At 66.2% G+C, this 15,189-nt stretch carries 16 protein-coding genes; 3 read left to right on the forward strand and 13 right to left on the reverse strand.

What is annotated here, in order from left to right:
• Window positions 1–86: 86 nt before the first annotated feature.
• From ilvC to ACJ4V0_RS18550, 13 genes are all read right to left on the reverse strand, one after another.
• Window positions 87–1,106 carry a ketol-acid reductoisomerase gene (gene ilvC / locus ACJ4V0_RS18490; protein WP_448301080.1) on the reverse strand — a complete coding sequence of 340 codons (1,020 nt, stop codon included), beginning with the start codon at window positions 1,104–1,106 and terminating at the stop codon, window positions 87–89.
• Window positions 1,107–1,149: 43 nt separating this feature from the next.
• On the reverse strand, window positions 1,150–1,824 hold the full coding sequence (locus ACJ4V0_RS18495; protein WP_448301081.1) for a TetR/AcrR family transcriptional regulator C-terminal domain-containing protein: 675 nt from the start codon (window positions 1,822–1,824) through the stop codon (window positions 1,150–1,152).
• A gap of 203 nt (window positions 1,825–2,027) precedes the next feature.
• A complete protein-coding gene (locus ACJ4V0_RS18500) occupies window positions 2,028–2,765 on the reverse strand; it encodes a pyridoxine 5'-phosphate synthase (RefSeq protein ID WP_448301082.1) in 738 nt (245 codons plus the stop codon).
• A 40-nt stretch (window positions 2,766–2,805) separates the two neighbouring features.
• Entirely contained in the window at window positions 2,806–3,384 is a 579-nt protein-coding gene (gene ilvN, locus ACJ4V0_RS18505; RefSeq protein ID WP_448301083.1) for an acetolactate synthase small subunit, read from the reverse strand.
• Window positions 3,385–3,405: 21 nt separating this feature from the next.
• The gene (locus tag ACJ4V0_RS18510; RefSeq protein ID WP_448301084.1) at window positions 3,406–3,798 is read right to left on the reverse strand and encodes a type II toxin-antitoxin system VapC family toxin; all 393 of its coding nucleotides are present in this window, start codon (window positions 3,796–3,798) and stop codon (window positions 3,406–3,408) included.
• The gene (locus tag ACJ4V0_RS18515) at window positions 3,795–4,076 is read right to left on the reverse strand and encodes an AbrB/MazE/SpoVT family DNA-binding domain-containing protein (protein WP_448301085.1); all 282 of its coding nucleotides are present in this window, start codon (window positions 4,074–4,076) and stop codon (window positions 3,795–3,797) included. The genes ACJ4V0_RS18510 and ACJ4V0_RS18515 overlap by 4 nt, the downstream gene beginning before the upstream one ends.
• A 64-nt stretch (window positions 4,077–4,140) precedes the next feature.
• Complete coding sequence (locus tag ACJ4V0_RS18520; protein WP_448301086.1) at window positions 4,141–5,901, reverse strand: acetolactate synthase 3 large subunit; 1,761 nt, start codon at window positions 5,899–5,901, stop codon at window positions 4,141–4,143.
• A gap of 283 nt (window positions 5,902–6,184) precedes the next feature.
• Complete coding sequence (locus tag ACJ4V0_RS18525; RefSeq protein WP_448301087.1) at window positions 6,185–8,110, reverse strand: UvrD-helicase domain-containing protein; 1,926 nt, start codon at window positions 8,108–8,110, stop codon at window positions 6,185–6,187.
• A gap of 153 nt (window positions 8,111–8,263) precedes the next feature.
• Entirely contained in the window at window positions 8,264–8,782 is a 519-nt protein-coding gene (locus ACJ4V0_RS18530; protein WP_448301088.1) for an RES family NAD+ phosphorylase, read from the reverse strand.
• Window positions 8,783–8,977: 195 nt separating this feature from the next.
• Entirely contained in the window at window positions 8,978–9,397 is a 420-nt protein-coding gene (locus ACJ4V0_RS18535; protein WP_448301089.1) for an antitoxin Xre-like helix-turn-helix domain-containing protein, read from the reverse strand.
• Between the two features lie 85 nt (window positions 9,398–9,482).
• Window positions 9,483–10,172: an alpha/beta fold hydrolase gene (locus ACJ4V0_RS18540; protein ID WP_448301090.1), complete on the reverse strand. Its 690-nt coding sequence runs from the start codon at window positions 10,170–10,172 to the stop codon at window positions 9,483–9,485.
• A 121-nt stretch (window positions 10,173–10,293) separates the two neighbouring features.
• Complete coding sequence (locus ACJ4V0_RS18545; protein ID WP_448301091.1) at window positions 10,294–10,509, reverse strand: hypothetical protein; 216 nt, start codon at window positions 10,507–10,509, stop codon at window positions 10,294–10,296.
• A gap of 93 nt (window positions 10,510–10,602) precedes the next feature.
• Window positions 10,603–11,841, reverse strand: a complete 1,239-nt coding sequence (locus ACJ4V0_RS18550; protein WP_448301092.1) for a multidrug effflux MFS transporter — start codon at window positions 11,839–11,841, stop codon at window positions 10,603–10,605.
• Between the two features lie 289 nt (window positions 11,842–12,130).
• Between ACJ4V0_RS18550 and ACJ4V0_RS18555 the strand changes: the two genes are divergently transcribed.
• The 3 genes from ACJ4V0_RS18555 to ACJ4V0_RS18565 all read left to right on the forward strand — a co-directional run bounded on the left by ACJ4V0_RS18555 (window position 12,131) and on the right by ACJ4V0_RS18565 (window position 15,142).
• A complete protein-coding gene (locus ACJ4V0_RS18555; protein WP_448301093.1) occupies window positions 12,131–13,117 on the forward strand; it encodes a Bug family tripartite tricarboxylate transporter substrate binding protein in 987 nt (328 codons plus the stop codon).
• Between the two features lie 169 nt (window positions 13,118–13,286).
• A complete protein-coding gene (locus tag ACJ4V0_RS18560; RefSeq protein ID WP_448301094.1) occupies window positions 13,287–14,264 on the forward strand; it encodes a Bug family tripartite tricarboxylate transporter substrate binding protein in 978 nt (325 codons plus the stop codon).
• A gap of 32 nt (window positions 14,265–14,296) precedes the next feature.
• The gene (locus tag ACJ4V0_RS18565; RefSeq protein ID WP_448301095.1) at window positions 14,297–15,142 is read left to right on the forward strand and encodes an aldo/keto reductase; all 846 of its coding nucleotides are present in this window, start codon (window positions 14,297–14,299) and stop codon (window positions 15,140–15,142) included.
• Window positions 15,143–15,189 lie beyond the last annotated feature (47 nt).

The raw sequence follows: 15,189 nt of genomic DNA on the forward strand, positions 1-15,189 counted from the left end.
CAGTTCTTCGTCTTGTCGACCAGCGCCTTCGCCTTGATCCCAAAGGGCGGGTGCGACGTCACCCGCCCGTCGGAACAGTGTCCGGCTCAGTTCTTCGTCTTGTCGACCAGGGCCTTCGCCTTGATCCACGGCATCATGTCGCGCAGCTTGGCGCCGACCGCCTCGATCGGGTGGTCGTTGACGCGGGCGCGCGTCGCCTTGAACGAGGTCTGGTTGACCTTGTTCTCCAGCATCCAGTCGCGGGTGAACTTGCCCGACTGGATGTCGGTCAGCACGCGCTTCATCTCGGCCTTCGTCTCGGCGGTGATGATGCGGGGACCCGTGACATACTCGCCATACTCCGCGGTGTTGGAGATCGAGTAGTTCATGTTGGCGATGCCGCCCTCATAGATGAGGTCGACGATCAGCTTCACCTCGTGCAGGCACTCGAAATAGGCCATCTCGGGGGCGTAGCCGGCTTCCGTCAGCGTCTCGTAGCCGGCGCGGATCAGCTCCACGAGGCCGCCGCAGAGCACGACCTGCTCGCCGAAGAGATCGGTCTCGCACTCTTCCTTGAAGGTCGTCTCGATGATGCCCGCGCGTCCGCCGCCATTGGCCGAGGCGTAGGACAGGCCGAGGTCGTGCGCATTGCCCGAGGCGTCCTGATGGATGGCGATCAGCGTCGGCACGCCGCCACCGCGCTGGTACTCGGAGCGCACGGTGTGGCCGGGGCCCTTGGGGGCGACCATCAGCACGTCGAGGTCCTTGCGGGCCTCGATCAGGTTGAAGTGGATGTTGAGGCCGTGGGCGAACATGATCGCCGCACCCTGCTTCATGTTGCCATGCAGGTCGTCGCGGTAGATGTCGGCCTGCAGCTCGTCCGGGGTCAGCATCATCATGATGTCGCAGACCTTGGCGGCTTCCGCCGGGGTCATGACGGTGAAGCCGGCGGCCTCGGCCTTGGCGCGCGTCGCGGAACCCGCCTTCAGCGCGATGACCACGTCCTTGACGCCGGAGTCGCGCAGGTTCTGGGCATGGGCGTGGCCCTGGCTGCCATAGCCGACGATGCAGACCTTCTTCGACTTGATGAGGTTGAGATCGGCGTCGCGATCGTAATAGACACGCATGGGACGGTTCCTTCCTTGGCTTTGCGTTGTCGGGTAGGCGTGGTCAGGCAGTGGCCGGCGTCGGGGTCTTCCGGCCGTAGAGGGTGAGGAACTGGTCGGTCGCGACCGCCGCATCGCGGGCGATCTCGGCCTTGTCGAGCTTCATCTTGTCGCCGAGCAGCAGGCGGATCTGCACGTCGCGGCCGGCGAGGCCGAAAAAGGTCCGGAACGCCGCCTCGGTGTCGTCGAACTGGAGCAGGCCGGCGGCGCGGCCTTCTTCCAGCACCGGCTTCAACCGGTCGCCAATGGCGAAGCGGCCGTTCTCGAGCACGATCTGCCCGAGGTTGCTCTGCTTCGAGGCCGCGTGCGTGATTGCCACCCGGTTGAGCGCGATCGACGTGGCGCTGGAGATGACCGACAGCCAGTTTGCGGCGAAATCCTTCAGGCTGTCCCTCAGGCTTGAGGCATCGAGTTTCTGCCGGTCGTAGCGGCCGGCCCGCACGCGCGACGCCTGCCATTGCACCGTTGCGGTCAGGAGCCCGTCGCGGTCGCCGAACCACTTGTAGAGGGTTTCCTTCGAGCAGCTCGCCCGCCGGGCGACGGCCGTCATGGTGAGCTGGCCGCCCTGCTCCTGCATCAGTGTCAGCACCGCGTCGAGAACCGCCGCCTGTCGGGCGGTCGGCTCCGCCGGGTCGGTGCCCGGTGTCTCGGGAGCGAGGGTCTTGGCGGCTGACGTCATGGGTGTCGAGAGGTGGAAACAGTCCGTACCGTACGTTACGGTTCGGTTGTCTAGCGCAGCAGCATCGCGGGTGCAAGCCGTCCTTCCGGAAAGTGTTGAGTGTCATGCGGCGTGCGGCTTCGGGACGGTCGCCGACGGGCTTTCCGATGTGCGTCGGGACCCGACCTGCCGGCCGGTGGCCGCCGGGGCGAACCGTCCGTTGCTCAGCCGCCGCAGGCCTTGCGGTAGCGGCGGACCGTTTCCGCCATGCCGTGGATGAGGGCATCTGCGGTGAGGGCATGGCCGATCGACACCTCGGCGATGGCCGGTGCGCGGGCGATCAGCGGCGGAAGGTTGTCGAGGGTGAGGTCGTGGCCGGCATTGACGGCAAGGCCGGCGGCGACCGCGGCCTCTGTCGTCGCCGCCAGCTTGTCGAGCTCGGCGGCCTGCGCCGCGCCATCGGCCGCATGGCCATAGGGCCCGGTATAGAGCTCGATCCGGTCGGTGCCGGTGGCCTTGGCGGCGGGCACCAGCGCCGGATCGGCGTCGAGGAAGATCGACACGCGCATGCCGCCCCCCTTCAGCCGGGCGATGACCCGCTTCAACAGGTCGGCGTCTTTCACGACGTCCCAGCCGTGGTCGGAGGTCGCCTGCGCCGGATCGTCCGGCACCAGCGTCACCTGGTCAGGCTTCACCTCCTCGCAAAGGCTGAGGAAGCGCTCGTCCGGATAGCCCTCGATGTTGAACTCTGCGGCGGGAAACCCGGCGCGCAGCATGGCCGAAAGATCGAACACGTCGTGCCGGCGGATATGCCGCTCGTCGGGCCTCGGATGCACGGTGATGCCCGCCGCCCCCGCGGCAAGCGCGATGCGGGCGAGGCCCGTCACGCTCGGCCAGGGGAGGTTCCGCCGGTTGCGCAGCTGCGCGATGGCGTTGACGTTGACGGACAGATGCGTCGGCATGGGGCGCCTTCGAAAGACTTCGGCCTCAGGAGGGGCGCATTCAGCGTCCCTGCGCGCCATCCGGCAAGGCCGCTTCAAGCATGCCTTCCGCGCCGCGGCTCATGGCGGCGATGCCGGTGCGCGACGCTTCCACCAGGCCGACCACGCCCATCAGGCGGATGAAGCGCTCGACCTCCTCCGTCGTCCCCGTCAGCTCGAAGACGAAGGAGTTCAGCGTCGCGTCCAGCGTGCGCGCCCCGAAGGCGCCGGCGAGCCGGAGCGCCTCGACGCGGGCGTCGCCCTTGCCGCGCACCTTGACGAGGCAGAGCTCGCGCTCCAGCGCCTCGCCCTGCACGGTCAGGTCCACCACCCGGTGCACCGGCACGAGGCGGTCGAGCTGGGTCTTGATCTGCTCGATCACCTTCTCGGTGCCGGTTGTGACGATGGTGATGCGCGAGACGTGCTTCTCGTGCTCGGTCTCCGAGACCGTCAGGCTCTCGATGTTGTAGCCGCGGCCGGAGAACATGCCGGCGATGCGGGCAAGAACCCCCGGCTCGTTGTCGACCAGCACCGCCAGCGTGTGGCGGCGCTCGGCGTGGATGGCGTCGGAGAGGAAATAGGCGGACTGGGACTGGGTCATGGTTGCGTTGCAGAGTTCCGGTTAGGGTGCCGCGACGGTGGGTCGCGCGTTGAGGTGTGCCGCGGCACGTATGAACTGGCGATCGAATGTCGCGAGGGAGTCGCAGTCCGCCGCGGCGATCAGGTGGAGCGCGTCCGCAAGATCCATTCCTTCAGCCCACCATTCCATGGCTTCGGCGAGGCGAACCTTGTCGGTGACCTCGACCTGATGCAGGCCGAGAAACGCCGTCAGGCCATGGACGATGCGGTCCTTGGAGTAGCCGTAGGTCGAGCGCAGCACCCACTCCGTTTCCATGAGTACGGAATGGGGGACGAAGACCCGGTTCCCTTCGAGCAGGCGCTTTGCTCGTGCGACGGCCGCGGGCTCGTCATCCACCAGGATGCGCACAACGACGTTGGTGTCGATCGCGATCATGGCGAATCATCGTGACGAGACTTGCGCGACCAGCGCTCGGCCAACGCCAGATCGATGCCCCTTTGCATCTCCTCGATCGATTTGGGCGCACCGTCATATTTCAGGATACCGACCACTTCACCAAGCGTCGTCGATGCGAAGGGTTCGGACTTCTCGAAGATCACCCGGTTGCCTTCCTCGATGATCGTGAACGAAGTGCCGGGCGTCAGCCCCATGCGCTCCCGCGTGGCTTTGGGAACCACCAGCTGCCCCTTGGTCGATAGTCGGGTGGTGGCCATGGCTTCCTCCGGCGGCAGGTAAGACGGCGGTAAGATAGCATCCCGCCGCCGTCTTCGCCACGCCTCACACCAACTGCTTGCCCTTGGCGTCGATGATCTCGCCGGTGACGCCCTCGAAATCGGGCAGGATCATCTCGTTGTGCGCCTTGCCCGAGGGGATCATAGGGAAGCAGTTCTCTTCCTTCGCCACCAGGCAGTCGAAGATCACCGGGCCCGGATAGTCGATCATCTCGCGGATGGTGTCGTCCAGCTTCGCCGGATCGTCGCAGCGGATGCCCTTGGCGTGATAGGCCTCGGCGAGCTTGACGAAGTCCGGCAGCGCCGCCGAATAGCTCTCCGAATAGCGCCCGCCATGCAGCAGCTCCTGCCACTGGCGCACCATGCCCATGTACTCGTTGTTGAGGATGAAGATCTTGACGGGTAAGCGATACTGCGCCGCCGTCGACATCTCCTGCATGTTCATCAGCACCGAGGCCTCGCCCGCGACGCAGACGACGAGGTCCTTCGGATGGGCGAGCTGCACGCCCACCGCCGCCGGCAGGCCGTAACCCATGGTGCCGAGGCCGCCCGAGGTCATCCAGCGGTTCGGCTCGTCGAAGTGGAGATACTGCGCCGCCCACATCTGGTGCTGGCCGACCTCCGTGGTGATGAAGCGCTTGCGGCCCTTGGTGAGTTCCTCCAGCCGCTCCAGCGCATATTGCGGCTTGATGATCTCGGAGGAGTTCTTGTAGGCGAGCGACTTGCGCGCCCGCCAGCCCTCGATCTGCAGCCACCAGGCCTTGATCGCCGGCCTGTCGACCTGGGGCGCCACGTCCTTCCACAGCCGCACCATGTCCTCCAGCACGTGGGCGCAGTCGCCGACGATGCCGATGTCCACCTTGACGTTCTTGTTGATGGACGAGGGGTCGATGTCGATGTGGATCTTCTTCGAGCCCGGCGAGAAGGCGTCGAGCCGGCCGGTGATGCGGTCGTCGAAGCGCGCGCCGATGTTCACCAGCACGTCGCAGCCGTGCATCGCGAGGTTCGCCTCGTAGGTGCCGTGCATGCCGAGCATGCCCAGCCACTGCGGGTCATGGGCCGGATAGGCGCCGAGGCCCATCAGGGTGGAGGTGATCGGATAGCCCGTGGCGCGCACCAGCTCGCGCAGCAGCTGCGCGGCCTGCGGCCCGGCATTGATGACGCCGCCGCCGGTGTAGAACACCGGGCGCTTGGCCTTGGCGATCAGCTCCACCGCCGCCTTGATCTTGCCGAGGTCGCCCTTGATCTGCGGCCGGTAGGTCTTGTGCTGGTTGTCGCGCGGCTTCTCGTACTTGCCGCTCTTGAACTGGATGTCCTTGGGTATGTCGATGACGACCGGGCCCGGACGGCCGTTCTGCGCCACGTAGAAGGCCTCGTGCAGGATGCGCGGCAGGTCCTCGATCGATTTCACCAGGTAGTTGTGCTTGGTGCAGTGGCGCGTGATGCCGACGGTATCGGCCTCCTGGAAGGCGTCCGAGCCGATGAGATGGGTCGGCACCTGGCCGGTGAAGCAGACGATCGGGATCGAATCCATCAGCGCGTCGGTGAGGCCGGTCACCGCATTGGTCGCGCCGGGGCCGGAGGTGACCAGCACCACGCCCACCTTGCCGGAGGAGCGGGCATAGCCCTCGGCGGCGTGCACAGCGCCCTGCTCGTGGCGGACGAGGATGTGCTTGACGCTGTCCTGCTGGAAGAGCGCGTCATAGATCGGCAGCACGGCGCCGCCGGGATAGCCGAAGAGGGTGTTGACGCCCTGGTCGATCAGGGCCTGCACCACCATTTCGGCACCGGTCATCTCGCGGGACATGGGTCGGTTTCCTTCAAGGTCGTCTTTGGTCGGGTCTTGCAGCGAGGCGTTAGGCGGTGAGGTCGTTCAGGGCAACAAAAAAGGCCCCGCGAGGGACCTTGTGTTGAGCGCCACCGTTCGGCCGCCGTGTGAGTGATCACACGTCCGTCGATGGCGCCCCGGATACAATAAGGATGAAACGCACGGCGTGCGGCTCCGATTAGTTAGGGTGGGACCATAGGGGAGGGGGAAGGAGGGTGTCAAGGAGGGGGGACTTCCTCGCGCCTTCAATGGTCTCGCTCGATCAACCTCGAATGGGACGTGGGGCCGTCTGACCAAACTCATTCAGGAACTGGCTCGCGACAAGGTGGGCGGTCCCGAAGCTCGAATATGCGGGTTGAATGCCTGCTTGCATTGCGCTCGCCAGAGGCATCTGCTGCGAACAGGTCAATACAAGTCTGCCGGGCTTCCCAAGTTGTGGAGCCGCCTTAACCCTCGTGATCCCCACGTAGAGCAATCTACGCTGCTCTTCCATTTGCGATTGCATTTCTGTAGCCGGCAAATCCGCTTCAGGTAGCCGAGGCAATAGGCCCTGAATGCATCCGGCAATAATTGTTACCGGGGCACTAAGTCCCTTGCTCTTGTGGAGACTCATTATTCGAACGTCGGTAACCTCGGTGGGTACCTCAGGCTTGGCAATAAGCGAGCTAAGTTCAGCAAGAAATGTTCTACGATCGCCGTTTGCCAACAAAGATGCCTCGAGCGCTACAGCGCGCAGGCCTTGCAGCCCGGCGTTCTCAGCTGGGAAAAGGCTATCTATTACCTCTGTGACAGAGGTTAGCATTTCAAGCTGCTCGAGCTCTGCCGCAACGCGCTGAAAACGCTCAACAATTGCTGCGGTATGTGGAATCGAGAATATCCCTCTAGACAAGCGCTCCAATGCTTCCCAGGGTGTGATTCCCTGTTCCTCGCAGTGCAACCGCAATCGCTGGTAGGCTCTGGCGCGCCATTCGTTGTGACCAAGACCAAGAAGCCACCTTAGAGCAACGCGATCTTCACGATCTACGTAAAGCTTTAGCTTTGCGAACCTCTCTTGGGCATCTTCAGAGTCGAGTTCCGATTCTGCGTAGTATGAGCGCGCCGGTATCCCCATAGCGGAAAGGGTGTGATAGATGGGGGTGCCAATGACGCCGCGCTGAGCAAGAACGAGAATGTCTCCGGGATGAGTTCCAGCGGTCACTAGGGCCTGAATTACATTAGCTACGCCCTGAATTTCTTCGGTAAGCGTCGTGTACTGTATGATTTGTATCTCACCCGGGCCGTTTTGTGGGCGCGGTGTCAGCGCCCTTCGCACCGGGCGATCGAGGTTTCGGGCGATGAGCGCGTTTGCCATCGCCACAACTTGGGATGGGCAGCGATGACATTCGCCAAGTTCCACATCCACTCCGCCTCCGTTTGCGGCTAGCCACTGCCGAATGCCCTCGGGGTGAGCGTGCTTGAAGCTGTATATGGATTGATCGTCATCTCCAACAATACAAACGTTGGCATTGTCCGACAGCAAATGTAAGACACCTTGTTCAGCTTTGTTTAGATCCTGAAACTCATCTATAAGTATATGGGAAAATGCAGTTCGAGCGGGGGCGGCAGGATTGTGCAGCAAATACCTGTATGCCAAAGGAATTGCTTCGCCAATGAGCATACTATTATGAAATCGATGCCAGTTATTCAAATCGAGCTCAAGTGATGCATCCTCTGGTGACTGCACATATCCAGGTTCATCGGCCTGAAGTCTGGCCCAGGCCGATTCAAAGGCGCGGATGCGCTTTTTGACACTCCGCTTGCCCTGATGGGCACCGGCAAGGTCAGCAAGAAGGGGCTCGATCTCGAAATCATTTAAAGGGCGAGCAACACGTCCGGTCGCTTCAAGCGCATGAGTTGTCATCAAAATCTTGAACGCAAGGCTATGAAGAGTTCTGCCTTCCAGTTGGTCACACCCTGGGACGCCCATCCCCACCAGTTCGCGGTGCAAATCCTCTGCTGCTACCCGTGTGAATGTAACGGGCAAGATTGCGTTTGGCGGCACGCCAACTTCAAGCAGTCTTGCAACCCTCCGCTTCATCGCGAACGATTTTCCAGTGCCGGGTCCTGCGACGACACGAAGTCGTCGATCTTCTGAAGACGCAATTTGAAATGCGGGCGAGCCCGGTACGATGCCGTCAGACCAAGCCATGAACAAACCTTCAACTTCCTCCGGCCGCGTTCTCTAGGCGGACTGGCAAAATTGTATCGGGTGGTAGTTCGCACTCACTGGTTGCGTATTCTTGTCGCCTCGCGATTGGAAGCGCAAGTCGCAAAAGGGGCTTTGCACCCAAGTCTGGCACCCTCACCCCAGCCGCCCCTCCTCATCCCACGCCACCACCTTCTGCGCTTCCCCTCCCCACCTCCACAGCACCAGATTCCGCATCCCCTCCGTCGCGCCGGTGGCGAAGCTCGGCACCAGCGCGCCGGCGGCCCCCGCCGCGATGAGCCGCTTCGCCAGCGTCCACGTGGGAGGCACGCGCCCCTCGGCGCGGTCCAGCATCCAGGCGCAGCCGAGGGTTTGAAGGTCCGTGCCGGCGGCTTGTCGGCCCGCCTCCGTCGTGAGGTCGAGGATGCCGGCGCAGTCCACGTCGTAGGTCACCACCGTCAGCGGCGGGAAGCGGTGGGCGAAGCCGTGGGAGACCTCGGCGAACATGCCCTCGATGGAGAGGGCGAGATAGAGCGCCGCCATGCCCTTGGGATTGAACCGCCCGCCATGGATCGCCGCGCCCGCGCCGGAGGTCGGCGCGAAGGCCCAGCGCGGGTCGTGCGCCCGGTAGGCGAGGCCGCGATAGCGGGTGAGGGGGAGGGGCGGGGATCTCATGATGCTGCCGGCACGGGGTCCCGGTTGTTTGGCGCTGCCCTCATCGCGTCATGCCCGGCCGTGTGCCGGGCATCCACGACTTGAACACCGCAGCGGGAAGACAATTCGTGGATGCCCGGGCCGAGCCCGGGCATGACGGGTGGAGGTTCGAGTGCCTCTTCCGGCTCCTGCGCTTGCCCGTCCTGGCGCCACCCCTCAGGCGAAGCCGCCGGTGGCGACATGGTCGAGCCAGTCGCGCAGCGCCGCCGCCTTGCCGTCCTTCACGAGGCTCTCCGCCGTGCGGCCGCCGAAGGCCGGCAGCGGCGCGGCGCGGTACCAGGCGAGCGCCTGCCTCTCGCCGCCGGCCCAGTCGGCGACGCGCGCGACGATCTCGATCATCTCGGTGACGCGTTCCTGCGTCTTCGGCGCCTTCGCCCGCGCGGCGCGGTGGAAGGTCTCCGGCCTCACGCCCATGGTGTCGGCGAGCTGCGCCTTCGACACGCCGAAGCGGTCGGCCACGCGGTCGATGGCGATCAGGCCCTCGGCGTCGAAATAGCCGGAGGTGCGGACGCCGCCCGTGACCGGGGCGACTGTCGCGGCCCGCCGCGAGGGCACCCGGGCTGCCTTGGTGGTCATGATCCGATCCAGTCCAAATGGCAGGAAATCATGACCAAACATATGGCATGACCAGCACTTTGGCAAGGCGGACCCCGCCGGCCCCTCATCGCAGGCCTCGCGCGAAGCCGGCGACCACGCCCACCACCCGCCCGTCCTGGCCGGCGAAGCCGTGATAGCCGCGCGCCTGGCAGGGGTCCCCGGCATCCGGTCCACCGTCGAACCACGCCACCCGGACCCGCGCCCCGCCCCAGGCCCTGAAGGGCTCGACGCCCGAGGGCGAGGTGAAACGGCAGCCGTCGCGGCGGTGATGCACCACCAGCGTCGGCGGCAGGGCCGCGGGGGAACCGATCTGGCCGCGAAGCTGATCGAGGAAGCCCGCGGTGATGACGACGCCGTTCGGGCGCGCGCCCAGCGCCTCGGCGATCCGGAGCGAGCCGCGGGAGGTGCCGGCCACCGTCACCGGGCGGCCGAACCGCTGCCGGAGATAGGCGACGGCGGCGGCGACCGACACGCCGCTGTCGATGGTGAGCGAGGCGACGCCCGCCGCCGCATAGGCCTTGCGCGTCCGCACCAGCTGGTTGCCCTGGAGCGAGGAGAAGCTGCCGTCGGCGCGGATGCCGAGATGGCCGTTGCCGCCGGGGATGAGCACGATGGACGCGCGCGGGGCGCGCGGCGCGTTGAGCAGGCCGTAGCCGCCCGACAGCGACACGGCCTCGTCGGCGAGCGCCGGGGCGGCGAGGGGGATGGTGGCCCAGGCGATCAGGGCCAGCAGCGCGACGACGATGGGCCTCATGCGATCCTCCCTTCCGACAGGAGCCCGACCATGACAGAGGCGGAACGCCGCGTCAAGCAAAAAATCCTATACTAGGACAAAAAGCGGAACGCCGGGGCCGCCGTGGCATCGGCGCGGCGCCTCACTCCGCCCGCCAGCCGGCCAGCGGCACCGGGGTCACCACCTTGAGGAAGGTTTCGGCCGGCTCGTCGGCGGCGAGCGCCGCGATGTCGTCGAGCAGGGCGCGGATGGCGCGGCGCGGGTCGCCGTCGAATTCGGCGAGCACGGCCTCCACTTCCGGGTCCTCGAACATGTCGTCGTCGGGAAAGTCGGTGTCTGCGAAGGTCGAATGGGCCATGGGGTGTCCTCCTGATGCTGACACCCTACACGGCCTCTTGCCAGATTCTGTCAGCAGGATGGCAGCATATCGGCAGCAGAGTCCGCCGGGAGGTCAGCGCCCCGCCTGCGGCCGGAACAGCCGGCCCTTCTCGGCGATCAGCACCATGGCGAGCGCCGCCACCCCGCAGCCGGCAAAGCCCAGCACCACCGGCACGGCCGTGCCGTCGAACTGCTGGCCGATGGCGAAGCCGATGAGCGCGCCGCCCACCGTCGAGACGAAGCCCTGCACCGAGGAGGCCGTGCCGGCGACATGGCCGAGCGGGTCCATGGCCATGGCGCCGAAGTTCGAGGCCATCAGGCCGAAGCCGAACATGGCGGCGCACTGGAACAGGGCGAAGACCACCATGGTCTCGTGGCCCGCCAGCGCCACCGCGCCATGGGCCAGCGTCACCGCGAGGTAGAAGAGGAGGGCGGTGTGCGAAACGCGGCGCATGCCGTAGCGCTCGACGATGCGCGAGTTGAGGAAGGAGGCGAGCGCCATGAAGCCGGCGATGACCGCGAAGATGACGGTGAAGAGTTCGCTCGCCCGGAACACGTCCTGGAACAGTTGCTGCGCCGCGTTGATGAAGCCGAACAGGCTGCCGACCACGAAGGTCATGGCCAGCATGTAGCCGACCGACTGGCGCGTCGTCAGGCAGGTGCGGAAGGCCTTCAGGATCGGCCCGATCGCGATCGGCGTGCGGTCCTCCGGGTGCAGGGTCTCGGGCAGCTTGCGCGCCACCCACAGCGCCACCACCATGCCGAACAGGCCGAGCAGGGCGAAGATCCAGCGCCACGGCGCGAACAGGATGATCACCTGGCCGATGGAGGGCGCGAGGATCGGCACGGCGAGGAAGACGATGAAGGCGAGCGACATGACGCGCGCCATCTGCCGGCCGGAGAAGGTGTCGCGCACGATGGACACCGCCAGCACGCGCGAGCCGGCGGCGCCGATGCCCTGCACGACGCGCGCCACCATCATGGTCTCGAAGCTGGTGGCGAAGGTGGCTGCCAGGCTCGCCACGCCATAGATCGCGAGGCCCGTCAGCAGCACGGGGCGGCGGCCGAAACGGTCGGCGAGCGTGCCGTAGATGATCTGCGCCACGCCGAAGCCGAGCAGGTAGGAGGTCACCACCCATTGCCGGTCGTTGGCCGAGACGATGCCCAGCGCCTCGCCGATCTCGGGCAGGGCGGGCAGCATGGAATCGATGGCGAGCGCATTGGTCGCCATCAGGGCGGCGATCATGGCGACGAACTGTCGGAAGCCGAGCCCAGGATAGGGTCCGGCGGCCGGCGGAGCGGTGGGGGTCATGGCACGGCAACGGTCGGGATGGACGGCGGCGTCGCGTCCCGCACTGCGGACCGGACCCCCGTCGGGAAGCGCCTGACATAAAACCTGTCGGGTGTCAGCGCCATCCTTTTTGCCGTGACGCAGCATCGCGCGCGCGGGCCGGCTTGTCGCGCGCGGTCGTCATTGGCTAGGCTCCGCGCCGACGACATGGAGGCCCTGCGCCGCCAGACCTTTCCGGAAGGGTTCCGCGCGCCAGATGCTTGCCCATCCGAATTCAGCGATTCCGTCCAACAGACATGAGGAAATGCCCATGACGATCGACCGCCGCACAGTCCTTGCCGGCCTTGCCGGAACGGTGGCCCTGCCGGCCATCCGCACCGCCTCGGCCCAGGCCGCCTGGCCGACCCGGCCGGTGCGCATGATCGTGCCCTTCCCGCCCGGCGGCTCCACCGACGTCCTCGCGCGCGTCATTGCCGAGCAGCTGTCCAAGGAACTCGGCCAGACGGTGGTGATCGAGAACCGTCCGGGTTCCGCCGGCAATGTCGGCGTCAACGCCATCGCCAAGGCCGAGCCGGACGGCTACACGATCGGCGTCTCGACCATCGGCCCGCTGTCGGCGCATATCGAGCTCTACCGGACGCTGCCGTTCAATCCGCTGACGGACTTCACCTACATCGCCGACATCTACGAGATCCCGAACATCCTCGTGGTCAATCCGCAGACCCCGGTGTCGACCGTTCAGGAGTTCATCGCCTGGGTGAAGGCGAAGGGCGAGGGCAAGGCGTCCTACGGCACGCCGGGCCTTGGCACCACGGCGCATCTGTCGACCGAGTTCCTGTCGCGCAAGGTCGGCATGCAGCCGCTCCACGTGCCCTACCGGACCGGCGCCGTCGCCGTGCAGGACCTCATCGCCGGCCGCATCGACTTCATGTTCGACAACCTGCCGACCATCATCGGCCAGATCCAGGGCAAGACGATCAAGCCGATCGCCGTTTCGACGGCGAAGCGCTGGCCGGGCCTGCCGGACCTGCCGACCATGATCGAGGGCGGCGTACCCGATTTCGACGTGACCTCGTGGTCCGGCATGATCGCGCCGAAGGGCCTGCCCGAGGCCATCACGAAGAAGCTCATCGACGCCCACATCAAGATCGGCCAGGACCCGGCCTTCGTGAAGCGCTTTCAGGATCTCGGCGCCCTCGCGACCATGAAGGGGCCGGATGTGCTCCAGGCGCGCATGGCGACGGAAATCCCGCGCTGGGCCGAGGTCGTCCGCGCCGCCGGCGCCAAGGTCGAGTAAATCCCCGATCCCGGGATCGCGGGCGGCCTGTCCGTCCGCGGCCGACCTGTTGCGACATGGCCGGGCTCGTCCCGGCCATGTCCGTTTCGGCCCCTCCCATCCGGCCAAGTTGCATCGCTCCGTGAAATGCCATTTCATGCAGGAAAATGGCTTCCGGAGGAAACGACCCATGACGACTGCCAGCCGCCGCACAGTTCTCGCCACCCTCGGGGGTGTCGCGGCCGCCTCGATCCTGCCCGCCCGGGCGCAGTCCTTCCCCTCCAAGCGGGTGACGCTGGTCGTACCGTTTCCGCCCGGCGGACCGGTCGATCTCGTCGCCCGCCAGATGGCCCAGAAACTCCAGGAGGCCTGGGGCCAGACGGTCCTGGTGGAGAACAGGCCGGGCGCGGACGCTGTGATCGGTGCGCAGGCCGTGCAGCGCTCCGATCCCGACGGCCATACGCTGCTCGTCTGCGCCATCCACCATTCGGTGCATCCGAGCCTGAAGGCGAGCCTGCCCTACAAGTTCCTCGAGGACTTCGTTCCGGTCAGCGGCGCAGGCATCTTCCCGATCATCGTCTGCGCCCACCCCTCGCTACCCTTCGACGACATGAAGGGGCTGATCGCCCATGCCAGGGCCAATCCGGGCAAACTGTCCTACGGCTCGGCCGGGGTCGGGGGCGGCACGCATCTGGCGGGCGAACTGTTCAAGAGCATGACCGGCACCGACATGCTGCACGTCGCCCATCGCGGCAGCGCGCCGGCGATGAGCAGCCTCCTCGGCAACCATGTGCAGCTGATGTTCTCCGACGGGCCGACGGCCGTGCCGCAGGTCCAGGCGAAGACGGTCAAGGCCCTCGGCATCAGCCCGTCGCGGCTGTCGCTTCTGCCCACCATTCCGACCATGCCGGAGGCGGGTCTGCCCGGCTACGAGGCCTATTCATGGTCCGGTATCGTCGCCCCCAAGGGGACGCCGCCGGATGTCGTCGCCAGGCTCAACGAGGCAATGGTCAAGGCCTTGAGGGACAGGGAGACGGTCGAGAAGTTCGAGCGTTTCGGCGCCCAGGCCGCTCCCCAGACCGCCGCTGAATTCGGCGCGTTTCTCAAGAATGAAACCGAGAAATGGGCAAAGGTCATCGCCGCGGCTAACATCCCGCGGCAGCAGTAAGGTCCGGACCGGCTCCGGGCGAGGAGCCGGCCATGACCCAGCCCATCCCCACCACGAGCCTGCCGACCGGCGAAGCCATCCCCGTGCTCGGCCAGGGCACATGGACCATTGCCGACCGGCCCGCCCGGCGGCGCGAGGCGGTGACGGCGCTCCGGCAAGGCCTCGATGCCGGCATGTCGCTGATCGACACGGCCGAGATGTATGGCGATGGCGCGGCGGAGGAACTGGTCGGGGAGGCGATGGCCGGTCGCCGCGACGAGGCCTTTCTCGTCAGCAAGGTCTATCCGCACAATGCCGGCCGCCGCAGCGCCATCGAGGCCTGCGAGCGGTCGCTGAGGCGCCTGAAGACCGATCGCATCGACCTCTACCTGCTCCACTGGCGCGGCAGCATTCCGCTCGCCGAGACCATCGGCGCCTTCGAGCGCCTGAAGGCGGAGGGCAAGATCCGCCACTGGGGTGTCTCCAACTTCGACCGGGACGACATGGAGGAACTGATCGCGGAGGGCGGCGGCGCGGTCGCCGTCAACCAGGTGCTCTACAATTGCGGCCGGCGCGGCATCGAATTCGACCTGATGCCCTGGCAGGCCGCCCGCGGCATCCCGGTCATGGCCTATTCGCCGATCGAGCAGGGACGCCTGCCGCGCCATCCGGTTCTTGCCGCCATCGCCGCCCGCCATTCCGGCGCCACGGCGGCGCAGGTGGCGCTCGCCTTCACGCTGCGCGGGGGCGGCGTCGTCGCCATTCCGCAGATGGCGACGCCGGCCCATGTGGTCGAGAACCGTCCGGCGGCCGATCTCAAGTTGACGCCCGAGGATATGGCCGAGATCGACCGCGCCTTTCCGCCGCCGACGCGCAGGCGGTCGCTGGAAATGCTCTGACGGCGTCTGGCGGTCGCGAGACAGGTCGCAGGACCAGCCAAGATCGT

Source organism: Phreatobacter aquiterrae, from assembly GCF_053471285.1.